This is a genomic window from Sphingomonas adhaesiva (assembly GCF_002374855.1).
Classification (GTDB): Bacteria; Pseudomonadota; Alphaproteobacteria; order Sphingomonadales; family Sphingomonadaceae; genus Sphingomonas; species Sphingomonas adhaesiva.
Window position 1 is genome coordinate 174,559 of sequence record NZ_NWVC01000001.1, and the last position, 23,716, is coordinate 198,274.

Here is a 23,716-nt window from a genome sequence, read left to right on the forward strand (position 1 = left end):
CGGGGGCGTCAGCCCTCCGGCGGGACGGGCGCGTCGTCGCCCAGCGTCAGGCCGTGGCGCATCAGCATCGGCACGTTGGCGACCGCGAACAGCAAGGTCAGCGGGATCACCACCCACACCTTGTAGATCGCCCACAGATCCCAGCCGCGCGCGGTGCCCAGCGCGGTCGCGCTGCCGCGCCACACCGCCTCGTTCATGACGGCCATCACCACGAAGAACCACGTCCAGTTGATCGTCAGCCGCCGCCACCCGGCCTCCGACAGGCCGGGATAGGCGCTGCCCATCAGCTGCTGGAGCAGCGGGCGCCCGGTCGCCACCCCGAAGCCCAGCGTCGCGGCGAGCAGGACGTAGACGATCGTCGGCTTCATCTGGATGAAGCGCGGATCGCGGAAATACATCGTCAGCCCGCCGAACAGGATCACCAGCCCGGCGGAGATCAGCAGCATCGGCGGCACGCGGCGCAGTTTCACCCGCGCCAGTACCAGCGCGGCGATGCTGGCCAGCACGAACACCGCGGTGGCCAGGATGACGCGCGCCAGCAACAGCGCCTCGACCTGTTTCAGCGTCGACAGCATCGGCGTGAACTGCGCCACGATCCGCCGCGCGACATCGGCCGGGACCAGGAAGTTGGCGACGAAGAACAGCGCCAGCGGGCCGTAATCGATCAGCGCGCGGATGCCGCCGTGGCCCTCGCCGGCGGCGCGGGGTGCCGCATCCGCGCTCATCGCCCGCGCCCCGTGTCGTCGACCCCGGCGATGATCCGGCTGACCTCGCGCGCGTCGAACGGGCGCAGGTCGTCCATCGTCTCGCCCACGCCGATCGCATGGATCGGCAGGCCGTAGCGTTCCGCCGCCGCGACCAGCACGCCGCCGCGCGCGGTGCCGTCCAGCTTGGTCATCACCAGCCCGGTGACCCCGGCCACTTCCTTGAACACCTCGATCTGGTTGAGAGCATTCTGGCCGGTGGTGGCGTCCAGCACCAGCAGCACGTCATGCGGCGCGGCGGGGTTGAGGCGGCCGAGCACGCGGCGGATCTTCGCCAGCTCGTCCATCAGTTCGCGCTTGTTCTGCAGCCGGCCGGCGGTGTCGACGATCAGCACGTCGGTGCCGATCGCGGTCGCCTGCTTCACCGCATCCCACACGATCCCGGCGGCGTCCCCGCCCTCCGGCCCCGTCACGATCGGTACGCCGATCCGCTCGGCCCAGGTCTTCAGCTGGCCGATCGCGGCGGCGCGGAACGTGTCGCCGGCGGCCAGCATCACCTGATAATCCTGTTCCATGAACAGGTGCGCCAGCTTGGCGATGGTGGTGGTCTTGCCCGATCCGTTGACGCCGATCACCAGCACCACCTGCGGGCGGGGGAAGGCATCGATGCCGATCGGGCGCGCGACCTGCGCCAGCACCTTCTCCACCTCCTCGGCGACGACCAGGCGGATGCCCAGTTCCTCCATGTCGCGTTCGAACGTCCCTTCCGACAGGCGCTGGCGCACGCGGCCGGCGGTTTCGGGGCCGAGATCGGACGCGATCAGCGCCTCCTCCACCTCGTCCAGCGTGGCGTCGTCCAGCCGCGCGCCGCCAAGGCCCGCGAGGTTGCCGACCAGCCGGTCGGACGTGCGGCGGAAACCGCCCAGGAGCTTGTCGTGCCAGCTCGTGCTCATGCGATGATCGTTCCGGTCAGATGGTCGGCCGTGGCCGCGGTGATGGTGACGCGCGCGATATGGCCGACGGGATGGGGGGAGGAAAGACGTACCTCCGAAAAGTCCGGGGCATGGCCGCGGGTTCCGGGGCGCTCGACCAGCACCGGCTGCACCGTGCCGACCTGCGCCGCCAAGTGCCGCGCCAGCCGCGCCGCGGCGGCATCGCGCAGTCGCGCGGCGCGCGCGCGGGCGACGTCGGCCGCCACCTGCGGCATCCGCGCGGCGGGCGTGCCGGTGCGCGGCGAATAGGGGAAGACGTGCGCGTGGCTGACGTCGCCCGTGTCGACCAGCGACAGCGTGTTGGCGAACATGCCGTCATCCTCGGTCGGGAAGCCGGCGATCAGGTCGGCGCCGATCGTGATCGCGGGGCGCGCCGCCTTCAGCCGGGCGATCAGGTCCAGCGCCTGCGCGCGCGAATGGCGGCGGCGCATCCGCTTGAGGATCAGGTCGTCGCCCGCCTGTAGCGACAGATGGACGTGCGGCATCACGCGCTCCTCCTGCGTCAGCAGTGCGAACAGCGCATCGTCGATCGCGAAGGGGTCGAGCGAGGACAGCCGCAGCCGCGCCAGCCCCGGCACCTCCGCCAGCAGCCGCGCGACCAGCGACGACAGCGGCGCGCCGCGATCGTCGTAGCTGGCCAGATCGACGCCGCTCAGCACCACCTCCTGCTGGCCCGCCTCCACCAGCGCGGCGACGCGCAGCACGACCTCAGCCACCGGATCGGCGCGGTTGCGGCCGCGCCCCTGCGGGATGGCGCAGAAGGTGCAGTGATGGTCGCAGCCGTTCTGCACGCCGACGAAGGCGCGCGTCTGGCGGCGCGGACGGGGCGCGTTGGGGCGGGCGCCCCAGCTGGCGGGCAGCAGCTTGGCGGCATTGGGGACGATGCGGTCGACCTCCGGCATCGCGGCGAAGGCGGCGCGATCCATATCGGAGGCGCAGCCGGTGACGACCAGTTCGGCGTCGGGCCGCGCACGGCGCAGCCGGCGGATCGCGGCGCGCGTCTGCTTCACCGCCTCGTTCGTCACGCCGCAGCCGTTGACGACCGCGACCTGCGCGCCCGCCAGCTGGCGGATCGCTTCGCTTTCGGCGATGTTGAGACGGCAGCCGAGGGTCACGACCTCGGGCTGGGGCGAGCACGACATGGAGGGCGATCTAGTTATGACCGGCAGCGAAGTCGACTCCGCGACCGACGCGGTGATCGCGTTCTGGTTCGCGCTGACCACCGAGCAGCAGTTCGCGAAGGACGATGCGCTGGACGCGGCGATCCGCGAACGGTTCGCGGACCTGCGCGATCATGTGCTGGCGACGGGGGCGGCGGCGTGGCGCGACGATCCCCGGCACCTGCTGGCAGCGGTGATCGTGCTGGACCAGTTTTCGCGCAACCTGTTCCGCGGGCGGGCGGAGGCGTTCGCCGCCGACCCGTTGGCGCGAAAGCTGACCGAGCTGGCGATCGCGCGCGGATGGGACGCTCGCCTGCCGCCGGAGCAGCGCGTGTTCCTGTACATGCCGTTGATGCATGCCGAGGATGCCGCCGGACAGGCGCAGAGCGTCGCGATGTTCGAGGCGCTGGGCATCGAGAACAACCTGAAGTTCGCCCGCGATCATGCCGACGTGTTCGCGCGCTTCGGCCGCTTCCCGTCGCGCAACGACGCGCTGGGGCGCGAGACGACGGCGGAGGAGCGCGCGTATCTGGAGGCGGGCGGGGGGTGGTAGCGCGAAGCGTCTTGCCCTGCGGCGTGCATTCCGCTATCGCCCCGCCCCAGTTCCGTTGTTGAACGCACAGGACAAGCGCCCATGTGGTGCACGCTGGCCGGCGAGGTTTCGCCCGCCGGCGCTTTTGCGTTTGGCGGCGGGTGAAAGGAGTTTCGATGTTCGATAGCCTGAGCGATCGTCTTGGCGGCGTGTTCGACCGGCTGCGCGGCCGTGGCGCGCTGACCGAGGCGGACGTGCGTCAGGCGATGCGCGAGGTGCGTGTCGCGCTGCTGGAAGCGGACGTGGCGCTGCCCGTCGCGCGCCAGTTCGTCGACGACGTGACCGAGGAGGCGATCGGCCAGAACGTCCTGCGATCGGTCACGCCGGGGCAGCAGGTCGTCAAGATCGTCAACGACGCGCTGGTGCGGATGCTGGGCGGGGACGAGCCGGAGGGCGCGGACCTCAACCTGAACGTCGCGCCGCCCGCGGTGGTGATGATGGTCGGCCTGCAGGGGTCGGGCAAGACGACCACCACGGCGAAGATCGCCAAGCGGCTGTCGACGTCGTCGATGACCGGGCGGTCGGCGAAGAAGGTGCTGATGGCGTCGCTGGACGTCAATCGCCCCGCCGCGCAGGAACAGCTTGCCACCCTGGGCACGCAGGTGAGCGTCGCGACGCTGCCGATCATTGCCGGGCAGCAGCCGGTCGAGATCGCGCGCCGCGCGATGCAGGCCGCCAGGCTGCAGGGCTTCGACGTCCTGATGCTCGACACCGCCGGTCGCCTGCACGTCGACCAGGCGTTGATGGACGAGATGAAGGCGGTCGCCGACGTCGCGTCCCCGCAGGAGATCCTGCTGGTGGTCGACAGCCTGACCGGCCAGGACGCGGTCAACGTCGCGCAGAATTTCTCCGAACAGGTGCCGCTGACCGGTGTGGTGCTGACCCGCATGGACGGCGATGCGCGCGGCGGCGCGGCGCTGTCGATGCGTGCCGTCACCGGCAAGCCGATCAAGTTCGCGGGCACCGGCGAGAAGCTGGACGCGCTGGAGGCATTCCACCCCAGCCGCGTCGCGGGGCGCATCCTGGGGATGGGCGATGTCGTCTCGCTGGTCGAGCGCGCCGCCGAATCGATCCAGCAGGAAGATGCCGAGCGGATGGCGAGCCGGCTCGCCAAGGGTCAGTTCGACATGAACGACCTGCGCAGCCAGCTGGCGCAGATGAAGCGCATGGGCGGGCTGGGCGCGCTGGCCGGGATGCTGCCGGGGATGAAGAAGGCGCAGGCGGCGATGGACGCGGTGCCGGGCAGCGACAAGATGCTGGTCCACCTGGACGCGATCATCGGTTCGATGACCGTCAAGGAGCGCAGCAAGCCGGAGCTGATCAACGCCAAGCGCAAGATCCGCATCGCCAAGGGTTCGGGCACGACGGTGCAGGAGGTCAACAAGCTCCTGAAGATGCACCAGGAAATGTCCACCGCCATGAAGAAGATCAAGAAGATGGGCGGGATCAAGGGCATGATGGCGATGCTGGGCAAGGGCGGGCTGGGCGGCCTGGGCAATGCCATCGGCGGCGCCGACATGGGCGACATGATGGGCAAGCTGGGCGGGCCGGGCGGTGGCCCGGGGCTTCCCGGACTGCCCGGCAACCTTCCGGGCGGCCCCGGCGGGTTCAAGTTCAAGAAATAGCCCCGACACCCGTCACCCCGGCGAAGGCCGGGGTCTCGGGCGGCAAGGGCGGAACGACCATCACGAAAAGACCCCAGCCTTCGCTGGGGTGACGAATAGAAGAAGGAAGACGACTACAATGGCACTCAGCATTCGCCTGTCGCGTGGCGGCTCGAAGAAGCGTCCCTATTACCGCATCGTCGTGGCCGATGCGCGGTCCCCGCGCGACGGCAAGTTCATCGAGAAGATCGGCAATTACAATCCGCTGCTGGGCAAGGACGACGAGAAGCGCGTGGTGCTGGACGCCGAGCGCGCCAAGCATTGGCTGGGTGTGGGCGCGCAGCCGACCGACCGTGTCGCCCGCTTCCTGGATGCGGCCGGCGTGAAGGAGCGCGCGGCGCGCAGCAACCCGAAGAAGGCCGAGCCGGGCGAGAAGGCCAAGGAGCGCGCCGAGGAGCGTGCCGAGAAGCTGAAGGCGCAGCAGGAGGCCGAGGCCGAGGCGGCGAACGCGCCGGCCGCGACCGAGGAGCCGGCGGCCGATGCCGCCGAGGCGACCGCCGAGTAACAACGCACCCGAACGGGTCGTCATGCGTTGGCGCTGTTCCCCTGTGAACAGGAGCGCATGATGACCCAGGATGCCGGCCCCACCCCCGATCCGCGAACGGCCCCCGAGGATGACGAAGACGCCACCAACCACGGGGTCTCCAGCGAGCAGCCCGCCGAGGGCGCGGACGACGTCCCCGCGGGCGACGGCGGCTCGCCCACGGACTGACGCCGGCGACACGATCGTGCTCGCCGTCGTCACCGGCGCGCACGGGATCGCGGGCGACGTCCGGCTGAAGGTGTTCGCGGACGATCTGTCGCGGCACCGCACGTTCAACGGCGGTGCGCTGACGCTGGCGAAGCTGCGCGACGGTACGATCGCGCGCTTTGCCGAGATCGCCGATCGTACCGCGGCGGAGGGGCTGCGCGGCACCGAACTGACGGTGCCGCGCGACGCGCTGCCGCCGCTGGACGACGGCGAATATTATCACGCCGACCTGCTGGGGCTGGCAGTGGTATCGACCGAGGGCGAGCCGCTGGGCCGCGTGATCGCGGTCGAGAATTTCGGGGCCGGCGACGTGATCGACATCGAGCGGCCGACCGGCAAGACCTTCATGGTTCCCATCCATGCGGTGCCCGAATGGGACCGCGAGCGGTTGGTCGTCGACGCCGCGTTCGTCGACTGACGCGATGCGCCAGCGCGCGCCGTCATACCGCGATTGCCGGGCCTGCCGTTCGCGGGCAGGGTAGCCGGGCATGTCCGTTTCCGCCCCGCTTCCGTCGCGTCGCCCGTCCTGGCTGGCGATCATGGCGCTCGCCAATGCCGGCGGGGTGCTGGCGTATCTGCCGCTGCTGACGCTGCTGCTGCCGATCCGTATCGAGGCGATGAACCCGGCCGAGCGGATCGGGCTGTTCGCGGCGACCGCGGTGGTCGGCGCGATCGCCGCCAGCATCGCCAACATCGTCTTCGGCGCGCTGAGCGACCGGTCGCACGCGCGCGACGGGCAGTGGGGCCGGCGCGGCTGGATGGCCGCGGGGCTGGTCGCGATCGCGGCCAGTTATGCGGTGCTGGCGCGCGCCACCACGCCCGCGACGCTGATCGGTGCGATCGTGCTGTTCCAGATCGCGGTCAACGCGCTGCTGGCGCCGCTGTCGGCGGTGATCGCGGAGGAGGTGCCGGATGCGCAGAAGGGGCTGGCCGGCGGGCTGATCGCGCTGGGCGCGCCGCTGGCGTCGGGCGCATCGGCGCTGCTGGTGGGGATGGCGACCTTGTCCCCCGACGCGCGCTTGGCGGTGATCCCGGTCGCGGTCGCGCTGTGCGTCGCGCCGCTGCTGCTGACCCGTGCGCGCGCGGCGGTGGTGGCCGCCCCCGCCGCGAGCGAGGGGGCCGCGACGCCGCCGCGCCGCGACCTGATCGTCGCGGGGCTGTCGCGGTTGCTGGTGCAGGTCGCGGCGGTGGTGACGCAGGCGTATCTGCTCTATTATTTCGAAAGCATTATGCCCGTGGCGGAGCATCGCGGGCTGCCGGTGCGGATCGGGCATCTGCTGGCGTGGACGTTCCTGGCGCCACTGCCCGCCGCGCTGGTGCTTGGCCGGCTGTCCGACCTGACGCGGCGGCGCACGCCGATCCTGCTGCTGGCGGCGGGCGTGGCGGCGGCGGGGCTGCTGGGGATGGCGGTGGCGGAAGGGTGGACGCAGGGCGCGCTCGCCTATGCCGTCTATGCCGCCGGGTCGTCGGTGTTCGTGGCGTTGCAGGCGACGTTCGCGATGCAATTGCTGCCCGATCCGCGGCGCAGGGGCCGCGACCTGGGGCTGCTGAACCTGACCAACACGCTGCCGTCGCTGCTCGGCCCGCCGCTGGCGTGGCTGTTCGCGACGCCGGACGATTTCGCGGCGGTGATGATCGGGCTGGCGATCCTGACCGCGGCGGGCGGCACGTTGATGCTGGGGGTGCGCGCATGGCGATAGCGCCGCGCCGCGCGATGTCGCTGGCGGTTCGCGCGGCTGCGGCGCTGCTGCTGGCGGCGCTGGTCGCGATGATCGCGGGGCATGTCGCCGAACGCCGCGCGCGCCGCGACGTGCAGCAGGGGGTGGCTGCCGACGCGCGGCTGCGCCAGGCGCTGCTGACCAGCGAGATCGAGCGGTTCCAGCTGCTGCCGATGGCGTTGGGCGACGATGTCGACGTGCGCGCCGCGCTGGCCGACACGCCCGGCGCGCGGGTGCGGCTGAACGCCAAGTTCGCGGCGATGGCGCGGGAAACCGGCGCGGCCGCCATCTATCTGATCGCGCCATCGGGGCTGGCGATCGCGGCCAACAATGCGGGCACGCCGTACAGCTTCGTCGGGCGCGACTATCGCTTCCGCCGCTATTTCGGCGATGCGACGCGCACCGGCACCGGATCGCAATTCGCGCTGGGCACGGTCAGCCAGCGGCCGGGCCTGTACCTGGCGCGGCGCACCGGTGTCGGCGGGGTGGTGGTGGTCAAGCTGGAGTTCGACCGGCTGGAGCGCGCGTGGCGGGCGGCGGGCGGCGACACGTTCGTCACCGACCCCGATGGCGTGATCCGGGTGACGACGCGCCCGGGCTGGCGCTTCGCCGTGACGCGCCCGCTCAGCCCGGCGCGCGCGCAGGTGGTGCGCGCCGACAGCGGCGTCGCGACGCTGCGCCAGTCGCCGATCAGCGCGACACGCGACGGCGAGCCGCGGATCGCGGGGATGAGTGGTCCGGTGGTGCTGGCCGAGGCGCCGGCGGGCGCGTTCGGATGGCAGGTGCATCTGGCGATCCCCGCCGGGCCGACGATCCGCCCCGTGGTCCGCGCGGCGCAGGCGGTGGCGGGGGTGTCGTGCCTGGCGCTCATCGCGCTGGTCTGGGCGTGGCGCACCCGCGCGCGCCGCCGCGCGGAGCGGACCGCGGTGCTGGAGGCGGCGGTGCAGGAACGCACCGCCGCGCTGCGCCGCGAGATCGACGACCGCATCGCCGCGGAGGCGCGCGCCGCCGACCTGCGCGAGGGGCTGCGCCAGGCCAACCGGCTGGCCGCGCTGGGCCAGATCACCGCCAGCGTCGCGCACGAAACCGCGCAGCCGGTCGCGGCGATCCGCACCTATGCCGCCAATGGCGAATTGCTGCTGGATCGCGGGGCGTTGGACGATGTGCGCGCGAACCTGCGCGCGATCGCCGGGCTGACCGACCGGATCGGCGCCGTCACCGCCCAGCTGCGCGGCTTTGCGCGCAAGGGCAGCGGCGCGGTGCGTGCCGTCCCGCTGGCCGATGTGATCGCGGGCGCGCGGCTGATGTTGAAGGAGCGGCTGCGCGCGATCGACGTGCGCGTCACCCCGATCGATCCGGCGCTGGCGGTGATGGCGGGGCGCATCCGGCTGGAACAGGTGCTGGTCAACCTGTTGCAGAATGCGATCGAGGCGCTGGAGGGGCGCCCCGCGCCACGGATCGACATGGCGGTGGTGGCCGCCGACGACACGGTGACGGTGACGGTGCGCGACAACGGCCCGGGCATCGCGCCGGAGATCGCCGACCGGCTGTTCACCCCGTTTGCCACCAGCCGCCCGGCGGGGCTGGGGCTGGGGCTGGTGATATCGCAGGATATCATGGCCGACCTGGGCGGTTCGCTGCATGTCGCCGCCGGTGAGGCAGGGGCCGGTGCGACATTCGTCGTCACGCTGAGGCGGGCGGCATGAACAGGGCCGCGTCCCGTGTCGCGCTGGTCGAGGACGACGATGACCTGCGTGCGTCGCTGGCGCAATCGCTACAGCTGGCGGGGCTGGACGTCGATGCGTTCGATGCGGTGCCGCCCGCGCTGGCCGCGATCGACGCGGACTATCCGGGCGTGGTCGTCACCGACGTACGCCTGCCGCTGGTATCGGGGATCGAGCTGTTCCGCACGCTGGCGACGCGCGACGCGGCGCTGCCGGTGATCCTGATGACCGGGCATGGCGACGTGGCGATGGCGGTCGATGCGCTGAAGGCGGGGGCGTGGGATTTCCTGACCAAGCCGTTCGACCCCGCCGACCTGATCGCCAGTGTGACCCGCGCCGGACAGACCCGCGCGCTGGCGCTGGAGAACCGCCGCCTGCGCGCCGCGGCGGAGGCGGAGGAGAGCGATGCGCTGATCGGCGCATCGCCCGCGATCCGCCGGCTGCGCGCGATGATCGCGACGCTGGCGGGGGCGGACATCGACCTGCTGATCGAGGGAGAGACGGGCACCGGCAAGGAATTGCTCGCCCGGCTGATCCATGGCGGCGGGCGGCGGGCGCGGCGGCGGTTCCACATGCTGGCCTGCGCCGCGCTGCCCGAGGCGCTGGTGGAGGGCGAGGTGTTCGCGACCGTCGGCGACGGCAGCATCGTGGCGGCGGACGGGGGCACGTTGTTCCTGGACGATATCGACCGCGCCTCGCCGCGGTTGCAGGACCGGCTGGCGCAGCTGATCGAGACGCGCGCGCTGCCCGCGCGCGGCGGCGACCGCGTGCCGGTGGACGTGCGCGTCATCGCCACCGCGCGCGAGGAGCCGCAGCGCGCATCCGACGCGATCGACCCGGCGCTGCTGTACCGGCTGGCGGCGGTGCGGCTGCGGATGCCGCCGCTGCGCGAACGGCGCGAGGATGTGCCGATGCTGTTCGGGCATCTGGTGGCGCAGGCGTCGGCGCGGCTGCGCGCGCCGGTGCCGCGGCTGACGGACGCGGCGCGCGCGCATCTGTTGCGCCACGACTGGCCCGGCAATGTCCGCGAACTGGCGCATTTCGCCGAGCGGCTGGTGCTGGGGCTGGACCCGCTGGGGCAGGGAGCGGGCGACCCGGCGGCGGGCGCAGGCGACGATGAGGCGCCGCTGCCCGAGCGGATCGATGCGTTCGAACGCGCCGCGATCGTCGAGGCGCTGGCGCGATCGAACGGAGAGGTCGGCGCCGCGATCGCGCGGCTCGGCATCCCGCGCAAGACCTTCTATTACAAGGTCCAGCGGCTGGGCATCGACCTGGCGACGTTGCGCCGCCGCGCGGCCGGTGACTGATTACCGGCCGGCCAGCTCCCGCCCGACGGGATACAGCAGGTAGCGGTCGTCATAGTATGGCGTGCGGCGATAGAACCACGCCAGCCGCTTCGCCGGATCGGCGGCGAGCGCGGGATCGTCCGCCAGCGCGCGGTCGAACGCGGCCTTCAGCGCCGGATCGCGCGCCAGCATCGCGTCGGCCAGCGGCGCGATCGCATAGCCTTCCATATATTCGGTGCGCTGGAGGATGTCCGGGAAGAAGCCCCATTGCAGCAGCGAATCGGGGCTTTCCGCCTCCAGCAGCGTCGCCGCCAGCAGGCCCAGCGGCTGGTCGGCGGGCACGCGCACCGACCCGGGCATCATCGTTTCGCTGCGCGCTTCATGCGCGAAGCGGGCGCGCAGCGGCACATGCCCTTCGTTGGCGGGTTGCAGCGCCGGCGCGGACAGTCGCACCATGTCGAGCGACAGCGTGCGCGGCATCGCGATCGTTTCCATCGCGATGCCGTGCGCCTTCAGCCGCTCGATCGTCGCAGTGGCGGTGACGGGCACCCACCAGGCGCGCGGCAGCGTGACCGAGACGTCGGGGGCCGAGCCGTAGACCGGCATCGCCTGCGTTACCGGGCGGCCCAGCCAACGCACCACCGGCGCGCCGGCGGCGACCGAGCGATAGGTGTCGTGCGCGATGCCGCGATAGGTGACGGTGTAGAGCGGCTTGGGATCGGGCTTCCACGTCACCACCAGGTCGCGTGGGCGATCGGCGCGGTCGGCGGCGATCGCGCCGGCCAGCGCCGCGCCCTGTTCGCCGACCAGCCGCAATGCCTCCTCGACGAAGACATAGGTGCCCAGCACGCGCTGGCGGTACGGCTTGAGCGAATGCGTCTCCAGCAGCACGGTGGGGACATGCGCGGTATCGCCATAGCCGGTGGAGAAACGCAGCTGGTCGGGATCCTGCATGATCCCGGCGTCGGGATCGGCATCGTCCTTCAGGCTGACGTAGTAGAAGGGGTTGTGCCCGGCACGCGTCAGCGCGGCGTCCATCGCCGGGCGCAATCGCGTGTCCAGCCAGCGCCCGATCGCGCGCGAGCGGGCGTAATAGCCGCGCCAGCCGGCGAAGGCGTAGGTGATGTCATATTGGTGATCGACGCCGTCGGTGACGTGCAGGTCGAGGTATAGCGCGGGATCGACGAGGCGGATCAGCGCCAGCATCGCGCGCATCTCGGGCGTATCCGCCTTTCCGTAATCACGGTTGAGGTTCAGGTTCTGCGCCGTCGTGCGCCACCCCATCGAGCGCGGGCCGCGCTGGTTCGGACGGTTCCACGGGCTGGCGCGTTCGTGGCCGTCGGCGTTGAAGATCGGCACGAACACCAGATCGGCATGGTCGAGCAGCCGGTCCTTGCCGCGCAGCGCGATGTCGCGCAGCAGCATCAGCCCGGCATCCTTGCCGTCGATCTCGCCCGCGTGGATGCCCGCCTGGACCAGCAGCACCGGCTTGCGCGCGCCGCCCTTGCCGGCGCGGACGTAATAGAGCGGGCGGCCCTGCGCGCTGGTGCCGAAGCGTTCGATCGACAGCAGCGGCGAGGCGGCGACCAGCCGGTCGAGCCACGCGCGCGTCGCGTCGTAGCTGGGCGTATCGTCGAAATGCGCGCGTTCCGCCGGGGTGACCCATGGATCGTCGTCGCGCACGATCAGCTGTTCGCTGGCGCCGTGCCATGGCAGCAGCGGCGGCAGCGGCGCGGCGATCGGGGACGCGGCGGCGGCGGCGGGGGCGAGCAGCCAGAGCGGGAGCATCGCCATCAATAGGCCAGCGCGCAGCCGTCGGCGCGCATCTCGCTGGCGGCGGCGTAGACGCGGGTGTCCCCGTCCATGCGATGTTCGACGCATTCGTAACGGCCGAACCCGCCGTCCGGCTTGCCGATCGTCCAGCCCAGGTCGGCCAGCGCCACCTGCGTGGCGCGCGGCACGCCGCTTTCCAGCCGCAGCAGCCCGGTGGGGCCAAGGCCCGCGGCATCCTCCCCCATCGACTGCGACGATCCTTCGTGGTGCCAGCGCGGCGCATCGCCGGCCGACTGGATTTCCAGCCCGTAATCGACGCGGTTGACGACGATCTGGGTCTGCCCCTGCGGCTGCATGTCGCCGCCCATCACGCCGAAGCTCATCCACGGCGCCCCGTCACGCGTGGCGAAGCCGGGGATGATCGTCTGGAACGGGCGCTTGCCGGGTGCATAGATATTGGGATGCCCGTCGCGCAGGCTGAACAGCTGCCCGCGATCCTGGAACATGAAGCCCAGGCCATCGGCGACCAGCCCCGATCCCATGCCGCGGAAATTGGACTGGATCATCGACACCATCATCCCGTCCTTGTCCGCGCAGCTGAAATAGGTGGTGTCGCCGCGGCTGGGCGCCTGGCCGGGATAGACGGGGGTGAGGATGCGGTCGGTGCGGATCAGCTTCGCCCGCTGGCGGGCGTACTCCTTCGAGATCAGCCATTCGACCGGCACCTTCGCGAAATGCGGGTCGGCGTAGAAGCGCGCGCGATCCTCATAGGCGAGCCGCTTGGCCTCCGCCTGGAGGTGGATCGAGCGCGGCGACTGGAAACCGGCATCGCCCATGTCGAAGGTTTCGAGGATGTTGAGCATCTGCAACGTGGCGATGCCCTGCGTATTGGCGCCCAGCGCGTGGATGTCGGCGCCGCGATAGCCGGTCCGGTGCGGTTCGACCCATTCGGAACGGTGCGCGACCAGATCCTCGCGCCGCAGCCACCCGCCGATGCGGCGGAAATAGCGGTCGATCGTCGCGGCGATCTCTCCGGTATAGAAGGCGTCGCGCCCGCCCGTCGCGATCGCGCGCAGCGTGCGGGCGAGGTCCGGATTGCGGAACACCTGGCCGGTGCGCGGCCCCTTGCCGTCCGCCATGCCCCAGGTGCGCAGCGCGTTGGCGGTTTCCTCTATCCCGGTGCCCGGCCGCGCGAACGCCGCCATGCTGCGGCGGATGTAATAGGCGATCATGTCGGGCACCGGCGCGCCGTTCTCCGCCAGCGCGATCGCGGGTTCGAGCAGGCTGGCCCAGGGCAGGCGGCCGTAACGCTGGTGCATCGTCCACCACGCATCGACCGTGCCGGGCACCGATACGCTGATCGCGCCCAGCGGCGGCAGCGCGCCGCCCCGCGCACGCGCCCGCACCGTCTCCAGGCTCAGCCCGCGCGGCGAGGCGCCCGATCCGGCGAGGCCGACGACCTTGCGCGTCTTCGGGTCCCAGATCATCGCATAGGCATCGCCGCCGATGCCGTTCGACGTCGGCTCCAGGAAGCCCAGGCAGGCGTTGATCGCGATCGCGGCATCTACCGCCGATCCGCCGCGGCGCAGGATGTCGATCCCCGCCTGCGTCGCCAGCGGGTGCGCGGTGCCCGCCGCGCCGTTCATCCCATAGGCGGCGGTGCGCGAGGCGAAGCTCGCGCCGACCGGCCGGTCGCCCGCCGATACGTCGGGGCGCAGGAAACGGTCTTCCCCGGCGACCCAGCGCGGCGGCAGCGACGGGTCCGCGGCGGGGGCGCCGCCCTGGCCGGGGCCGTCGGGCGCGCGCGGCGCGGCGGCCTGTGCGTTCGCCGCACCGGGAATGAGGGCCGCGCCGGGTAGGGCGGCGATGAAGGTACGACGACGCATGACAGGAAGCTCCGATGGCGTGGCCGGCGATCCTCGCGCCCCGCGTCGCGGTTGACAAGCGCCGCTGTCGCCACGGGATAATCACGGCTATCCCGTGCGTTGCCGCCTGTGTCGCCTATCCCGGAGAGTTTCCTATGATCGCCCGTCGCGCCGCCATCACCCTGCTGCCGATCCTTGCGCTGGGCGCGTGCGGGCAGCGTGCCGAGCCGGCGGTCGCGGTCGCCAATAACAGCACGCCTGCACCGACGGCGGCCGCGGCGACGCCGATCGCGCGTCCGGCGCCCGCACCCACCGCGATCCTGACCTGCCGCGCGCAGATCGGCGCGGCGGCGGCAGCGGCGAAGGTGGCGACGTGCCGCAACGTTTCCCCCGCGACGCATCCGCCGTGCAATGCGGCCAACAGCTGTGCGCTAATCGACGACGAGATCGCGCGCAGCTGCGCGCTGTTCGCCGGCGACGGCGCGCCGATGGCGGGATGCACGGTCGATCCGAAGAGCGCGAAGGCGGCGGCGGACGTGGTGCGGCGCTATTACGACGCGATCGGCGCGCGCGATTACGCCACCGCCTGGGCGCAATGGGGTGAGAACGGACGGCCGGGGCAGACGCTGGAGGGGTTCACGCGCGGCTTCGCCGACACGCGCGCCGTCCGCGTGACCATCGGCACCCCGGGACAGGGCGATGCGGCGGCGGGATCGATGTACCAGCCGGTGCCCGTCACGGTCGACGCGACGCTGGCCGATGGGCGGCGACAGCGGTTCATCGGCACCTATGTGCTGCGCCGGGTCAATGACGTCGACGGCGCGAGCGCGGCGCAATTGCGCTGGCACATCGATTCGGCGAAGCTGCGCGAGACGCCGCCGGCCGCGCAATAGGCCGCGCCGGAACCGGGGGCGCGCTGCGGCGCTGTGCCGGCATGAACGACGATAGCGATACGCCGCCCCACCGCCACCGTGCCGTGCCCAGCGGGCGGCTGGCGCGGCTGGGCGGGTTCGGGCGGCTGGCCGGGGGCGTCGCCGGCGGGATGCTGGCGGAGGGCGCGCGGCGGCTGGCGGCGGGCGAGCGGCCGTCGATGGGCGACCTGCTGCTGACCCCCGCCAACGCCACGCGCGTCGCCGACCGGCTGTCACACCTGCGCGGCGCGGCGATGAAGCTGGGGCAGATGATCTCGATGGACGCGGGCGACATGCTGCCGCCCGAACTGTCGACGATCCTGGCGCGGCTGCGTAACCAGGCGTACCGGATGCCGCCGGCGCAGCTGGACCGGGTGCTGCGGCAGGAATGGGGCGCCGACTGGCGACGGCGCTTCCGCCATTTCGAGGCATCGCCGATCGCCGCCGCCTCGATCGGGCAGGTCCACCGTGCGACATTGCCAGACGGGCGCGTGCTGGCGATCAAGGTGCAATATCCCGGCGTCGCCGACAGTATCGACGCCGATGTCGACAATGTCGCCACGCTGCTGCGCGTTTCCGGCGTGCTGCCCCCGTCGATCGACCTCACGCCGCTGCTGGCCGAGGCGAAGACGCAGCTGCGCGACGAGGCGGATTACGTGCGCGAGGGCGCGCAGCTGCGCGCCTATCGCGAGCGGCTGGCGGGCGACCCGCGCTATGTCGTGCCCGAGCTGGTCGAGGAACTGACCACCGCGCGCGTGCTGGCGATGACCTTTGTCGAGGGGCGGGCGGTGGAGACGCTGGCCGACGCCCCGCAGGACACGCGCGACGCGGTGATGACCGCGTTGGTGACGCTGGTGCTGCGCGAGCTGTTCGAATTCGGGGTGATGCAGACCGACCCCAATTTCGCCAATTACCGCTGGCAGCCGGAGACCGGTGCGCTGGTGCTGCTGGATTTCGGTGCGGTGCGCGACGTCCCGGCGGACACCGCCGCCGCCTATCGCCGGCTGATCGAGGCGGGGCTGGCGCGCGACACCGATCGCATCCGCGACGTGGCGGTGGAGACGGGCTTCGTCGGCGCGGCGGCGGCGGGGGCGCATCGCGCCGCGCTGGACCGGATCATCGCCGCGATCGACGTGGCGCTCAACCGGCCGGGGCCGTTCGATTTCGGCGATCGCGCGTTCGTGCCGGTGGTGCGCGAAGAGGCGAAGGCGATGATCGCCGACCGCGCGACCTGGCATGTGCCGCATGTCGAGACATTGTTCGTCCAGCGCAAGGTCAGCGGCACCGCGCTGCTCGCCGCGCGGTTGAAGGCGCGGGTCGAGGTGCGCGGGCTGGCGGCGGCGGCGGCGATCGGGGCGTAGGCGCACGGCCATGGCGCGCGATCCCTATTACACCGGCCCGGTCAGCGACCATTTCGACGGCACGCGCTTCTTCAACCCGGGACAGGAGCGGACCGACCGCGGCCTGGGCGCGGTGTTGCGGTGGAAGCTGGCGGGCGGCGCGGCGCGGTGGCCGCGGTCGGTGCCGGTGGTGACCGCGCGGCCCGCGGCACGGGTCGATGACGGCATCCGCGTGACGATGGTGGGCCATGCCGCGCTGCTGGTGCAGGTGGCGGGGGTCAATATCCTGACCGACCCCGTCTGGTCGGATCGGGCCAGCCCGTTCCGCCGCATCGGCCCGCGTCGCGTGACCGCGCCCGGAATCGCCTTCGGCGATCTGCCGCCGATCCATGTCGTGGTGCTGAGCCATGGCCATTACGATCATTGCGACGTCGCGACGCTGCGCCGGCTGCATGATCGCGACGCGCCGCTGATGGCGATGCCGCTGGGCAATGACGCGATCGTGCGCGCGGCGGTGCCGGGGGCGCGATGCGTCGCGGGCGACTGGTGGGACCGGATCGACCTGGGCGGCGGCGTCGCGACGACGATCACCCCGGCCTATCACTGGTCGAACCGCTGGCCGTCGGACACGCGGATGATGCTGTGGGGTGGCCATTACCTGCATACCCCCGCCGGAAGCCTGTGGTTCGTCGGGGATACCGGGTTCGGCGACGGTGCGATCTTCGGCGAGGTGCGCGCGCGGCTGGGGGCGCCGGATGCCGCGCTGATCCTGATCGGCGCCTACGAACCGCGCTGGTTCATGGCGGCGCAGCATGTCGACCCGGCGGAGGCGGTGCGGATCTTCACCGATGCGGGCGTCGGCCGCGCGCTGGGCATCCACTGGGGAACGTTCCAGCTGACCGACGAGGCGCGCGAGGCACCGCGCTACGCGCTGGCGACGGCGCTGGCGGCGGCGGGGATCAACCCGGTCCGCTTCGTCGCGGCGGAGGCGGGTGGGGTGTATGACGTGATGGCGGGTTTGGGTTGATTCACGCGAAGACGCGAAGACGCGAAGAAGGGGGTTCGCGCGGAGGCGCAGAGGTGTCTCGTCCGTGATGCGCGAAGCGATTCCATCGGCAGCAGCGGATTGGAAGGATGACGCTTCGCGTCGTCGATTCATCTCCGCGCCTCCGCGTGAACAAATATTCTCCGCGTCTTCGCGCCTTCGCGTGAACGAATCGAGCTACCGCGGCGTGGCGAACCAGATGACGTGGTGGGCGCCCTTGCCGTTATCGCGGGCGCGGGTGCGGACTTCGTCCACCGCGAAGCCGCCACGCGCCAGACGCCGGGCGAAGGCGGGGTCGGGGGCGGCGGACCAGATCGCGAGCACGCCGCCGGGGCGCAGCGCGGCGCGCGCCTCGTACAGCCCGCGCGCGGAATAGAGGCCGTCGTTGGCGGGGCGGGTCAGCCCGTCGGGGCCGTTGTCGACGTCCAGCAGGATCGCGTCATATGCGCGCGGCGCCGCGCGAATCGCATCGCCGACGTCACCCATCCGCAGCGTGACGCGCGGATCGTCGAGGCAGCCCGCGGTCAGCTCCGCCATCGGCCCGCGCGCCCATTCGATGATGCCGGGCACCAGCTCCGCCACGGTCACGCGGCCGGCGGCGTCCAGTCGCTCCAGCACCGCGCGCAGCGTGAAGCCCATGCCATAGCCGCCGATCAGCAGGTGCGGGGCATTGCGCCCCGCCAGCCGGTCGCACGCCATCGTGCCCAGCGCGATTTCCGACCCGTTCATGCGCGTGCTCATCAACTCGTTGCGGTCGAGCACGATCATGAAGTCCCGACCGCGCCGGAACAGGCGCAGCGGGTCGCCGCCGGGCACGTCGGCCACGCCCAGCAGCTCGCGCGGGGTCACTTACTTGCCCTGACGCGCCTTGCGCGCGGCGTAGCGCGCGTCGCGGGCCGCCTTCAGCTCGGCGGCGGTGGGGACGGCCGGCGGGCGCTTGGCGGCGGCGGCGGCCGCAGCGGCGGCCTCGGCCTCCTCGCGTGCCTTCACGCGGGCTTCCTCGCGCGCGGCCTTTTCGGCGGCGATCGCGGCCTTATGCGCTTCGCGTCGCTCGGCCTCGGCGGCCTCGCGCGCGGCGCGGGCGGCGGCGCGGGCGGCGACCGCCTCGGGATCGGGCGCGGCCTTGTTACGCAGCTTTTCGAGCGCGCTGGCCTTGGCGTCGCGCGACGCGGCGGCGCGCTGGCTGAAATCGGGGGTCTTGTATCCGGCCATATCGTCTTCCGTCTGGGGGCCATGGTGCGGGGGGGCGCCCCCCCGGTGTACCATGTCCCAATGCACAACGGCCCCGCATCGCTGCGGGGCCGTTGAAAAAACTGGTGGACGCACTTGGGCTCGAACCAAGGACCCGCTGATTAAGAGTCAGCTGCTCTACCAACTGAGCTATGCGTCCGGTGAAGCGCGGTGGAAGCGGACCGTGAAGGGCCGCCCGCGTTCGGGAAGCGCGCCTCTAGCAACCTCTCCGGTGGTTGCAAAGCCCTTTTTCGACATTTTTCGTCACCACCGCTGCGGACGGCGGGTGGAACGGTCGATCCCCATCATGATGCCGAGCGAGATCAGCACTGTCATCTGCGCCGATCCGCCGAAGCTGACCAGCGGCAGCGGGATGCCCACCACCGGCGCCAGCCCCATCACCATCATCAGGTTGATCGCCATGTAGAAGAAGATCGTCGTCGCCAGCCCGGCCGCCGCCAGCTTGGCGAAGCGATCCTCCGCGCGGACGCCCACGTTGATCCCCCAGCGGATCACCAGCAGGAAGGCGACGATCAGGAACGCGCCGCCCAGCAGCCCCCATTCCTCCGCCATGGTGGCGAAGACGAAGTCGGTGTGCCCCTCCGGCAGGTAATCGAGGTGGCTTTGCGTGCCGTTCATGAAGCCCTTGCCGAACAGCCCGCCCGATCCGATCGCGATCTTCGACTGGCTGATGTGATAGCCGGTGCCCAGGGGGTCGCTTTCCGGGTCCAGGAAGATCAGCACGCGATGGCGCTGGTAATCGTGGAGGACGTAATTGACCGCCAGCGGGATGGCGAGCGCGGCGCCCACCGCGCCGCCGACGAACAGGCGCAGCGGGATGCCCGCCAGGAACATCACCGTCGCCCCGCCGAAACAGATCATCAGCCCGGTGCCGAGGTCCGGCTGCATCATCACGAACGCCGCGGGCAGGCCGATCAGTACGCATGCCGGCCACACCGCCTGGAACCGCCGCGTCTCGGCGGCGGGCAGCATGTCGTAGAAGCGTGCCGTCGCCAGCACGATCGCCAGCTTCATCATCTCCGACGGCTGGATGCGGATCGGGCCGAAGCCCAACCATCGCTGGCTGCCGCCGCGCACCGCGCCGAGCAGTTCGACCAGCACCAGCAGCACCAGGAACAGGCCGTAGATCCAGAAGGCGTAGCGTCGCCAGAATTCCATCGGCACGCGCGAAATGGCAATCGAGCCGACCAGGAACACCGCAAAGCGCGTTCCCTGCGGCAGCACCCAGGGGCGCACGCTGCCGCCCGCCGCGGAATAGAGGACGACCAGCCCGAACCCGCCGATCGCGGTGACCAGCAGCAGCACCGACCACGGCAGGCGCGCGACGGGGGCGGGGACGAAGCCGCTCATCGCGGCGGCCCCACGTCGCGGTCGGCGGGGGCGGCGCGGCGTTCGGCGTCGGTTTCCGGTTCGGGAGAGCCGGTGCGTGCGGGGCCGGCGCCGGCGGCGACGTCGTTGGCGATCGCCTCCGCACTGGCGTTGGTCGCGTCGGTCGCCGCCGCGACGGCGCGCGCGTCGGTGGCGGGCGTTTCGTCCACCTCCTCGGTCACGGTCGCCGGGGTGGCATGCGCGGCGCGATAGGCGGCGTCCTGCGCCGCCATGCGCGTGCGGATGTCGCCCCCCCACGTCGGCTCGACCTCCGCCAGGCTCTTCATCGCGCGCTCGCGGTCGAACAGATAGGTCATGATGTCGCGCCCGATCATCGGCGTGTCGAGGTTGCGGACGGTGTGGCCGTTATGTTCCAGCACCACCGCCGCGGCATAGCGCGGATTGTCATAGGGGGCGAAGCAGACGAACAGCGCATGGTCGCGCAGCTTGAACGGCAATTGCCCGTTCTTGAGCACGCCCGAGCGGCGTTCGGCCATGGTGATGCGGCGGACCTGCGCGGTGCCGGTCTTGGCCGCCAGCCCGATGCCGGGGACCAGCATCCGCGCCGCCCCGCCCGTGCCGCCGCCGTTGACCACGCCGTTCATCGCCTCGCGGATGATGCGGAAATGCTCGGGGTCGATCGCCATCGCCTCGGCATGGGGCTTGAATGGATCGCGGATGATCGTCGGCACCAGGTTGCGCCCCGACGCGATCCGGCTGGACATCACCGCCAACTGCAACGGATTGGCGAGCACATAGCCCTGGCCGATCGAGGCGTTGAGCGAATCGGCGACCTTCCAGTCGGTCTTGTACTTGCGCTGTTTCCACGCGCTGTCGGGCACGGTGCCGTAGCGTTGGGTGACCAGCGGCAGGTCGAACTTCTGCCCCAGCCCCAGGGCGCGTGCGACCGGCGCGATCCGATCATAGCCGACGCGGCGTACCATTTCGTAGAAATAGATGTCGCAGCTCTGCATGATCGCGTTCTTGAGATCGAGTGGCCCGTGCCCGCCACGCTTGTGGCAGTGGAACACGCCAGTGCCCACGCGCATCGCGCCCGAACAGAATACGCGCTCGTCGGGGCTGACCCCGGCGGCCAGCAGGGCAAGGCCGTTCATCGGCTTCACCGTGGAGCCGGGCGGGTACAGCCCCTGCGTCACCTTGTTCATCAGCGGGACGTGATCGTCCTCGCTCAGCATCTTCCATTCGCTCTGGCTGATGCCGCTGGAAAAGCTGTTGGGGTCGTAGGCGGGCATCGACACCATCGCCAGCATCTCGCCGGTCTGGCAGTCGAACACCACCGCGGAGCCCGAATTGGTGCCCAGCCGGCGCGCGGCATATTCCTGAAGCCCCGCGTCGATCGTCAGCCGCAGCGTGCGGCCCGGCACGTCGGGGCGGGTCGCCAGTTCCTGCACCAGCTTGCCGCGCGCGGTGACCTCCACCCGCTTGGCGCCGGCCTTGCCGCGCAGCAGCGGCTCCATGGTCTTCTCAAGCCCGTCCTTGCCCAGCTTGAACCCGGGGGTGTTGTAGAGCGGGTCGCGCGTCGCCTTATACTGTTCGGCGGAGGCCGCGCCGACATAGCCGGTCAGGTGCGCGACCGCCGCGCCCGCGGGATATTGGCGCGCGAAGCCGCGGGTCGGCGCGACGCCGGGCAACTCGGGCTGGCGCACCTGCACCGCGGCGAACCGGTCCCAGTCGATATTCTCCTTGATCTCGACCGGGCGGAAACCGACTGCCTTCTTCAAGTCCGCCTCGATCCGCGCCATGTCCTCGTCGGTCAGCGCGAGGATCTGGCGCAGCAGCGCGAGCGTGCGGTCCTTGTCCTCCAGCCGGTCGGGGATGACGTCGACGCGGAAATCGGCGCGGTTGTTGGCGATCGGCTGGCCGTGGCGGTCGACGATCCAGCCGCGGCGCGGCGGGATCATCGTCATGCTGACGCGGTTGCTTTCGGACAGCAGGTTGTAATGTTCGTTCTCGGCGATCGCCAGCCAGCCCATCCGCCCGATCAGCAGCCCGCCGACCCCGGCCTGCGCCGCGCCGAGCAGCCATGCGCGGCGCGAGAAGCTGTACGCCTGCGCCGCCTGCGTCATGATCCGGGGAGCGCGCGCCATTACGGCGCCCGCTTGAGGTCGATCCACGCGACGAGGCGCGCGGCGAGGGGGAACAGCAGGATCGAGATCACGATCTGGAGCAATAGCACGCTGTCGACGTGCGCGCCCAGCCGCGTCGCCACCAATCGCCCGCCCGCCAGGCAAAAGGCGATCGACACCGCCGCGATCGCCCAGTTCTGCGCGAAGTCGCGCACGCCGGACCGCGCGTCCATCGCCTCCACCAGGAAGAACGACAGCGTCCATAGCAGCATCGCGCTGCCCAGCGGCTGGCCGGACACCAGGTCGTCGAACAGTCCCAGCAGCGCGGGCGCCCAGACGCGCAGCGACAGCGGGGCGAGCAGCCGCCACGCCAGCATCATCAGCAGCCCGAACGGCGGCAGCAGCGCCAGCGTCGCGCCCCACGGCAGGATGGTGACCAGCGAACCGGCCATCACCGTCGTCCACGGCAGCAGCCGCGCGCTGCCCGGCGTCAGCGGCTCGTCGAACGGACGGCGCGCCGAGGACAGGCGGGACGCGGAGAAGCGCTGCGACGGAAGCGTCACTGGTCGGCGTCCGCCGCCGGCTTCTTCGTCGGCGTGGGGCTGGGGGCGGGCGCCGGCGCGGGGGGCGGGGGCGGCATGAACGCGCGGTGGACGATCGCCATGTCGAGCGCGCTGGGCCGCGCGAACGGGCGCGCCGGCGCGCTGTCGGTGCCCTTGTGCAGCACCCGCGCCACGGGCACGCCGGGGACGAAGATGCCGCCGGTGCCGGAAGTGACGAAGACGTCGCCGGGGCGGAAGTCGCCGTCGGCGGTGTCGATGGTACGCACGTCGATCAGCCCGTCGCCGCGCCCCGCCGCCAGCGCCGGCCGCCCGTCGCGCAGCCGATAGACCGGCACGACGCTTTCGGCATCGGTCAGCAGCAGCACGCGAGCGGTGTTGGGGCCGGTATAGAGGACGCGGCCGATCAGCCCCTCCGGCCCGCTGACCGGCTGGCCATCGGCCACTCCCTGCCAGCTGCCGGCGTTGAGCAGGCCGTAGCGGCGCGTGCTGGACGCGGTGGTGCTGACGATCCGCGCGGCCACCACCACCTCGCCGGTGCGGTCGCGCAGCGCCAGCAGGCGGCGCAGGCGGGCGTTTTCCAGCTGCGCCTCGCGCCCGATCACCAGTGCGCGGCTGCTGCGCTCCACCTGTGCGCGCAGGCGGGCGTTTTCGTCATGGACGAAGAAATAGCTGCCGATCGTGTCGGGGACGACCGACAGCCAGCGCACGCCGGTGGCGACCGCGCCCGATACCGGCGCGGTCAGTTCCGCCACCCCGGCGCGCAGCATCGCGAAGGCCGCCGGCTGGAACGTCGACAGCGCGAGCAGCACCGCCCCCATCACCGCGCCCGCGATGCCGAGGATATAGGCGAGGAACAGACTGTATTGCGCGCGCCGCGAAAACCCCGGCCGCCGGTCCTTCGACGGCGCCATTGCCGTCCTCT

Annotated in this window: 22 protein-coding genes and 1 tRNA gene; 11 read left to right on the forward strand and 12 right to left on the reverse strand. The window is 71.5% G+C overall.

Translation table 11 applies throughout. From position 1 onward, the window contains the following. Positions 1-8: 8 nt before the first annotated feature. Genes COA07_RS00890 through COA07_RS00900 form a run of 3 tightly spaced genes read right to left on the reverse strand, consistent with a single transcriptional unit; the run spans position 9 to position 2,838 of the window. Entirely contained in the window at positions 9-725 is a 717-nt protein-coding gene (locus COA07_RS00890) for an inner membrane-spanning protein YciB (RefSeq protein ID WP_066710762.1), read from the reverse strand. Next, positions 722-1,657 carry a signal recognition particle-docking protein FtsY gene (gene ftsY / locus COA07_RS00895; RefSeq protein ID WP_066710760.1) on the reverse strand — a complete coding sequence of 312 codons (936 nt, stop codon included), beginning with the start codon at positions 1,655-1,657 and terminating at the stop codon, positions 722-724. The genes COA07_RS00890 and ftsY overlap by 4 nt, the downstream gene beginning before the upstream one ends. Continuing rightward, a complete protein-coding gene (locus COA07_RS00900) occupies positions 1,654-2,838 on the reverse strand; it encodes a MiaB/RimO family radical SAM methylthiotransferase (RefSeq protein WP_096640331.1) in 1,185 nt (394 codons plus the stop codon). The genes ftsY and COA07_RS00900 overlap by 4 nt, the downstream gene beginning before the upstream one ends. A 16-nt stretch (positions 2,839-2,854) precedes the next feature. Between COA07_RS00900 and COA07_RS00905 the strand changes: the two genes are divergently transcribed. The 8 genes from COA07_RS00905 to COA07_RS00935 all read left to right on the forward strand — a co-directional run bounded on the left by COA07_RS00905 (position 2,855) and on the right by COA07_RS00935 (position 10,612). Then, complete coding sequence (locus tag COA07_RS00905; RefSeq protein ID WP_066713393.1) at positions 2,855-3,409, forward strand: DUF924 family protein; 555 nt, start codon at positions 2,855-2,857, stop codon at positions 3,407-3,409. A gap of 155 nt (positions 3,410-3,564) precedes the next feature. Then, positions 3,565-5,073, forward strand: coding sequence for a signal recognition particle protein (ffh, locus tag COA07_RS00910; RefSeq protein ID WP_096640333.1), 1,509 nt, complete (start codon positions 3,565-3,567; stop codon positions 5,071-5,073). Positions 5,074-5,191: 118 nt separating this feature from the next. Then, on the forward strand, positions 5,192-5,617 hold the full coding sequence (rpsP, locus tag COA07_RS00915) for a 30S ribosomal protein S16 (protein ID WP_066713501.1): 426 nt from the start codon (positions 5,192-5,194) through the stop codon (positions 5,615-5,617). Positions 5,618-5,674: 57 nt separating this feature from the next. Next, entirely contained in the window at positions 5,675-5,824 is a 150-nt protein-coding gene (locus COA07_RS18500) for a hypothetical protein (protein WP_245841940.1), read from the forward strand. A gap of 13 nt (positions 5,825-5,837) precedes the next feature. After that, positions 5,838-6,281 (forward strand): ribosome maturation factor RimM, encoded by a 444-nt coding sequence (gene rimM, locus COA07_RS00920; protein ID WP_066713504.1) that lies wholly within the window; start codon positions 5,838-5,840, stop codon positions 6,279-6,281. A 70-nt stretch (positions 6,282-6,351) separates the two neighbouring features. Continuing rightward, on the forward strand, positions 6,352-7,563 hold the full coding sequence (locus COA07_RS00925; RefSeq protein WP_096640335.1) for an MFS transporter: 1,212 nt from the start codon (positions 6,352-6,354) through the stop codon (positions 7,561-7,563). Continuing rightward, positions 7,554-9,287 (forward strand): sensor histidine kinase, encoded by a 1,734-nt coding sequence (locus COA07_RS00930; RefSeq protein WP_245841941.1) that lies wholly within the window; start codon positions 7,554-7,556, stop codon positions 9,285-9,287. Before COA07_RS00925 ends, COA07_RS00930 begins: the two co-directional genes overlap by 10 nt. After that, positions 9,284-10,612: a sigma-54-dependent transcriptional regulator gene (locus COA07_RS00935; protein ID WP_096640336.1), complete on the forward strand. Its 1,329-nt coding sequence runs from the start codon at positions 9,284-9,286 to the stop codon at positions 10,610-10,612. Before COA07_RS00930 ends, COA07_RS00935 begins: the two co-directional genes overlap by 4 nt. Here COA07_RS00935 and COA07_RS00940 read toward each other — a convergent pair whose 3' ends face one another. Next, on the reverse strand, positions 10,613-12,379 hold the full coding sequence (locus COA07_RS00940; RefSeq protein ID WP_066713015.1) for a M14 family metallopeptidase: 1,767 nt from the start codon (positions 12,377-12,379) through the stop codon (positions 10,613-10,615). A 5-nt stretch (positions 12,380-12,384) separates the two neighbouring features. Beyond that, the gene (locus COA07_RS00945; RefSeq protein ID WP_096640338.1) at positions 12,385-14,250 is read right to left on the reverse strand and encodes a gamma-glutamyltransferase family protein; all 1,866 of its coding nucleotides are present in this window, start codon (positions 14,248-14,250) and stop codon (positions 12,385-12,387) included. 134 nt (positions 14,251-14,384) lie between these two features. On the opposite strand from COA07_RS00945, the gene COA07_RS00950 reads away from it, so the two are divergent. The 3 genes from COA07_RS00950 to COA07_RS00960 are packed head-to-tail and all read left to right on the forward strand — an operon-like array spanning position 14,385 to position 17,507. Continuing rightward, the gene (locus COA07_RS00950) at positions 14,385-15,122 is read left to right on the forward strand and encodes a hypothetical protein (protein ID WP_066713966.1); all 738 of its coding nucleotides are present in this window, start codon (positions 14,385-14,387) and stop codon (positions 15,120-15,122) included. A 41-nt stretch (positions 15,123-15,163) separates the two neighbouring features. Beyond that, positions 15,164-16,501: an ABC1 kinase family protein gene (locus COA07_RS00955; RefSeq protein WP_096640340.1), complete on the forward strand. Its 1,338-nt coding sequence runs from the start codon at positions 15,164-15,166 to the stop codon at positions 16,499-16,501. A gap of 10 nt (positions 16,502-16,511) precedes the next feature. Then, positions 16,512-17,507, forward strand: coding sequence for an MBL fold metallo-hydrolase (locus COA07_RS00960; protein ID WP_066713240.1), 996 nt, complete (start codon positions 16,512-16,514; stop codon positions 17,505-17,507). Positions 17,508-17,702: 195 nt separating this feature from the next. Here the strand turns inward: COA07_RS00960 and COA07_RS00965 are convergent, their stop codons facing one another. The 7 genes from COA07_RS00965 to mreC all read right to left on the reverse strand — a co-directional run bounded on the left by COA07_RS00965 (position 17,703) and on the right by mreC (position 23,705). Next, entirely contained in the window at positions 17,703-18,374 is a 672-nt protein-coding gene (locus COA07_RS00965; protein ID WP_066713231.1) for a spermidine synthase, read from the reverse strand. After that, the gene (locus tag COA07_RS00970) at positions 18,375-18,737 is read right to left on the reverse strand and encodes a DUF6481 family protein (RefSeq protein ID WP_096640342.1); all 363 of its coding nucleotides are present in this window, start codon (positions 18,735-18,737) and stop codon (positions 18,375-18,377) included. 102 nt (positions 18,738-18,839) lie between these two features. Next, positions 18,840-18,915, reverse strand: a tRNA-Lys gene (locus COA07_RS00975). Between the two features lie 104 nt (positions 18,916-19,019). Then, positions 19,020-20,126, reverse strand: a complete 1,107-nt coding sequence (gene rodA, locus COA07_RS00980) for a rod shape-determining protein RodA (RefSeq protein ID WP_066711667.1) — start codon at positions 20,124-20,126, stop codon at positions 19,020-19,022. Further along, positions 20,123-22,252 (reverse strand): penicillin-binding protein 2, encoded by a 2,130-nt coding sequence (gene mrdA, locus COA07_RS00985; RefSeq protein WP_066711666.1) that lies wholly within the window; start codon positions 22,250-22,252, stop codon positions 20,123-20,125. The genes rodA and mrdA overlap by 4 nt, the downstream gene beginning before the upstream one ends. Then, positions 22,252-22,794 (reverse strand): rod shape-determining protein MreD, encoded by a 543-nt coding sequence (gene mreD / locus COA07_RS00990; RefSeq protein WP_307718172.1) that lies wholly within the window; start codon positions 22,792-22,794, stop codon positions 22,252-22,254. The genes mrdA and mreD overlap by 1 nt, the downstream gene beginning before the upstream one ends. Next, positions 22,791-23,705: a rod shape-determining protein MreC gene (gene mreC, locus COA07_RS00995; protein WP_066711665.1), complete on the reverse strand. Its 915-nt coding sequence runs from the start codon at positions 23,703-23,705 to the stop codon at positions 22,791-22,793. The genes mreD and mreC overlap by 4 nt, the downstream gene beginning before the upstream one ends. Positions 23,706-23,716 lie beyond the last annotated feature (11 nt).

Bases quoted from the DNA above. Each gene is read 5' to 3' on its own strand.
- COA07_RS00890 (WP_066710762.1), bottom strand. From the start codon at position 725: ATGAGCGCGGATGCGGCACCCCGCGCCGCCGGCGAGGGCCACGGCGGC.
- ftsY (WP_066710760.1), bottom strand. From the start codon at position 1,657: ATGAGCACGAGCTGGCACGACAAGCTCCTGGGCGGTTTCCGCCGCACG.
- COA07_RS00900 (WP_096640331.1), bottom strand. From the start codon at position 2,838: ATGTCGTGCTCGCCCCAGCCCGAGGTCGTGACCCTCGGCTGCCGTCTC.
- COA07_RS00905 (WP_066713393.1), top strand. From the start codon at position 2,855: ATGACCGGCAGCGAAGTCGACTCCGCGACCGACGCGGTGATCGCGTTC.
- ffh (WP_096640333.1), top strand. From the start codon at position 3,565: ATGTTCGATAGCCTGAGCGATCGTCTTGGCGGCGTGTTCGACCGGCTG.
- rpsP (WP_066713501.1), top strand. From the start codon at position 5,192: ATGGCACTCAGCATTCGCCTGTCGCGTGGCGGCTCGAAGAAGCGTCCC.
- COA07_RS18500 (WP_245841940.1), top strand. From the start codon at position 5,675: ATGATGACCCAGGATGCCGGCCCCACCCCCGATCCGCGAACGGCCCCC.
- COA07_RS00925 (WP_096640335.1), top strand. From the start codon at position 6,352: ATGTCCGTTTCCGCCCCGCTTCCGTCGCGTCGCCCGTCCTGGCTGGCG.
- COA07_RS00930 (WP_245841941.1), top strand. From the start codon at position 7,554: ATGGCGATAGCGCCGCGCCGCGCGATGTCGCTGGCGGTTCGCGCGGCT.
- COA07_RS00935 (WP_096640336.1), top strand. From the start codon at position 9,284: ATGAACAGGGCCGCGTCCCGTGTCGCGCTGGTCGAGGACGACGATGAC.
- COA07_RS00940 (WP_066713015.1), bottom strand. From the start codon at position 12,379: ATGCTCCCGCTCTGGCTGCTCGCCCCCGCCGCCGCCGCCGCGTCCCCG.
- COA07_RS00945 (WP_096640338.1), bottom strand. From the start codon at position 14,250: ATGCGTCGTCGTACCTTCATCGCCGCCCTACCCGGCGCGGCCCTCATT.
- COA07_RS00950 (WP_066713966.1), top strand. From the start codon at position 14,385: ATGATCGCCCGTCGCGCCGCCATCACCCTGCTGCCGATCCTTGCGCTG.
- COA07_RS00955 (WP_096640340.1), top strand. From the start codon at position 15,164: ATGAACGACGATAGCGATACGCCGCCCCACCGCCACCGTGCCGTGCCC.
- COA07_RS00960 (WP_066713240.1), top strand. From the start codon at position 16,512: ATGGCGCGCGATCCCTATTACACCGGCCCGGTCAGCGACCATTTCGAC.
- COA07_RS00970 (WP_096640342.1), bottom strand. From the start codon at position 18,737: ATGGCCGGATACAAGACCCCCGATTTCAGCCAGCGCGCCGCCGCGTCG.
- rodA (WP_066711667.1), bottom strand. From the start codon at position 20,126: ATGAGCGGCTTCGTCCCCGCCCCCGTCGCGCGCCTGCCGTGGTCGGTG.
- mrdA (WP_066711666.1), bottom strand. From the start codon at position 22,252: ATGGCGCGCGCTCCCCGGATCATGACGCAGGCGGCGCAGGCGTACAGC.
- mreC (WP_066711665.1), bottom strand. From the start codon at position 23,705: ATGGCGCCGTCGAAGGACCGGCGGCCGGGGTTTTCGCGGCGCGCGCAA.